We start from the raw sequence: 2,518 nt of genomic DNA on the forward strand, positions 1-2,518 counted from the left end.
ACAAAAGGTTAGTAACCTTAATTTCGATAATATTCATTCGTTTGCTTTCGATTTATCTAAGCCAGAAGATTATAGAAAAGTTGAAACATACGTAAAAGAAGAATGGAAACATGTTGATATCTTAATTAATAATGCAGGAACATTACTAAATAAACCATTCTTAGAAACCTCTTTAGAAGATTTTGAGCAGGTTTATAAAACTAATGTTTTTGGAGTAGCAGAAATGACGCGAGTAATATTGCCCTTTATGACTAAAGGAAGTCACGTTATAACTATAAGTTCTATGGGCGGGGTTCAAGGAAGCATGAAGTTTGCAGGTTTATCTGCTTACAGTTCTAGTAAAGGAGCTGTTATAACTCTAACAGAATTATTAGCAGAAGAATATAAAGAACATGGTATAGCTTTTAATGTGCTTGCTTTAGGAGCTGTACAAACCGAAATGTTAGCAGAAGCATTTCCAGGTTACGAAGCTCCAACAACAGCATTAGAAATGGCAGAATATATAGCTAATTTTGCTGTAAACGGGAACAAATATTATAATGGTAAATTATTGCAAGTTTCTAACTCTACACCATAACCATAGCGATCTATAGTTTAAAGCCAGTTCGTTAATGTATAACGTTATACATTAACGAACTGGCTTTAAAAAATATTTAAAACGATTATTCAAAAATATAATAAACGCCTTAGTAATAAATAAATACCTTACAAAATAGACTTTTTAATATCTAGATTAATAATTTATATACAGTTTATTTTAAAGAGTAACCATCAGTTATAAATGAAAATGCTTTGTTACTGTATTGCCCCATCATTACCGCTTGAATTACGGGCTTAGTACTACTGTTTTTAGACTTTAATTCTACTATAAAGTTTGCTCCAGAACCCCCAGAATTGTCTTCTTTTTCAATAACATAGTTTACAGTAGCCATTGGGCGTAGACTAATAGTTCCATTAATAAAACGCTTTACCATATTACCATCGGTATTATAATAATTAATTTTAGAAATAAAAAGAGAATCTGTTGTACTAGTGTTACGTATACTTAATGTAGCAGACAATAAGTGGTTTTGATTTTGAGAATCAATATAAATATCAGAATAAATAGGGACGTATATTAAATCATGAAACTCTAGCTCTTTCTCATTTACAGGCTTATAAACCTCACGAGACTCAAGTTCATCTTGTCCAGAAGAATCCACATTAGGATTCTTAGGCTCTATGCAACTAGAAAGTAGAAAAAATAAAAATAAATATTTTAATTTCATGACATTTTTAATTTTAAGATCTATTGTTATATGTAATATTTTTAATAAAATTTTCAGAGTAAAAACAATATTTAATTTGCTTTAAAATTAAACCTATTTACAATATAGTACTAATTATTTTTTCTTTGTAATAAAGGATAATACTAAAGCTAGCATACCAAGTCCTATAGTAATATAAGCATTTGTATTATCTTGTTCTTCGATATCTATTGGACCAAAACTAAAAGAAGCTTCTGGTTGTATAAGTGTAAAAATACCGTAACCTATTAATATTACTGCTACGATAACGAAAATTTTTGGTAAGGATTTATTCATAATTAATATTTTTAAGAGTTAGTAATAAGTTATATTTAAAATTGGTATCTAATACCAAGGGCAATATCTAAATCTAAACCATCACTATAATTATCATCAAACCCAAATTCTGGACGCATATCTAAAGATAGAAGTAAAGGAATGTCAAAGTTATATTCTATACCTAAGTCTCCAGCAACAAGTGCAAAAGTACCATCGTTTACTCCTGCATCAAATGATCCTATTCCAGCTCCAGCTCCTACATACCAATTAAAGTTACCATCTATAGTATGTACCCATTGGTATAGGCCAACTAACTTAAAAGCTTCAACATTTTTAGAATCTCTCCATCCTAAATCGAACTCTAAACGGTTATTGTCATTAAGATATCTTTGATACGATATTTCACCACCAAAACCATCATTATCTCCGAGCCTTAAACCTAAAGCATTTTTTGCTATATTTTGAGATGTGGCAAGTTGGCAAAACCCTAATAGTATAGTAGTTAATATTAATTTAAAACTAGTCATTTTATTTTAGTATTAAAAGTTATTAATAAATTATAAGATACGTAAGCTAATTTTTTATGATTTCATCCAAGCGGTAAACATCCAATTTCTCTTTTCTAGATGCTTCATAAAATCTGTAATAATTTGTTCTGTAACATTATCGCCAATATCTAGTGATGCATTAACGACATCTAGCATAGTATCGTGTAAAATATTGTAGTCCATAAGCAACTCTTCTACCATTTGTATAGAAGTTAAGTCGTTAGTATTCTCTTTAATTTTAGACTTTTTTATAATGGTTTCCATAGACATAGATGGCTTTAATCCAAATGAGCGTATACGTTCTGCAATAATATCTATATGTTCTTTTACAGTGTTGTACTCATTCTCAAACTCTTGGTGTAATTCAAAAAAATCTTGTCCATAAACATCCCAATGAAAAGTTCT

The 2,518-nt window shown here is 29.3% G+C and carries 5 protein-coding genes; 1 reads left to right on the forward strand and 4 read right to left on the reverse strand.

Annotated elements, in window-relative coordinates:
* The coding region (locus tag ACVC2P_RS15290; protein WP_452599326.1) for an SDR family NAD(P)-dependent oxidoreductase at positions 1 to 577 on the forward strand (577 nt) is incomplete at its 5' end.
* A 175-nt stretch (positions 578 to 752) separates the two neighbouring features.
* Here the strand turns inward: ACVC2P_RS15290 and ACVC2P_RS15295 are convergent.
* The 4 genes from ACVC2P_RS15295 to ACVC2P_RS15310 form a co-directional block, all read right to left on the reverse strand.
* Positions 753 to 1,268: a DUF3124 domain-containing protein gene (locus tag ACVC2P_RS15295; protein ID WP_452599327.1), complete on the reverse strand. Its 516-nt coding sequence runs from the start codon at positions 1,266 to 1,268 to the stop codon at positions 753 to 755.
* A 114-nt stretch (positions 1,269 to 1,382) separates the two neighbouring features.
* Positions 1,383 to 1,583, reverse strand: a complete 201-nt coding sequence (locus ACVC2P_RS15300; RefSeq protein WP_452599328.1) for a hypothetical protein — start codon at positions 1,581 to 1,583, stop codon at positions 1,383 to 1,385.
* Between the two features lie 35 nt (positions 1,584 to 1,618).
* Positions 1,619 to 2,092 carry a hypothetical protein gene (locus ACVC2P_RS15305; RefSeq protein ID WP_452599329.1) on the reverse strand — a complete coding sequence of 158 codons (474 nt, stop codon included), beginning with the start codon at positions 2,090 to 2,092 and terminating at the stop codon, positions 1,619 to 1,621.
* Positions 2,093 to 2,146: 54 nt separating this feature from the next.
* On the reverse strand, positions 2,147 to 2,518 hold a 372-nt coding region (locus tag ACVC2P_RS15310; protein ID WP_452599330.1), incomplete at its 5' end, for a Dps family protein.

Source organism: Pontimicrobium sp. MEBiC01747 (assembly GCF_053601635.1).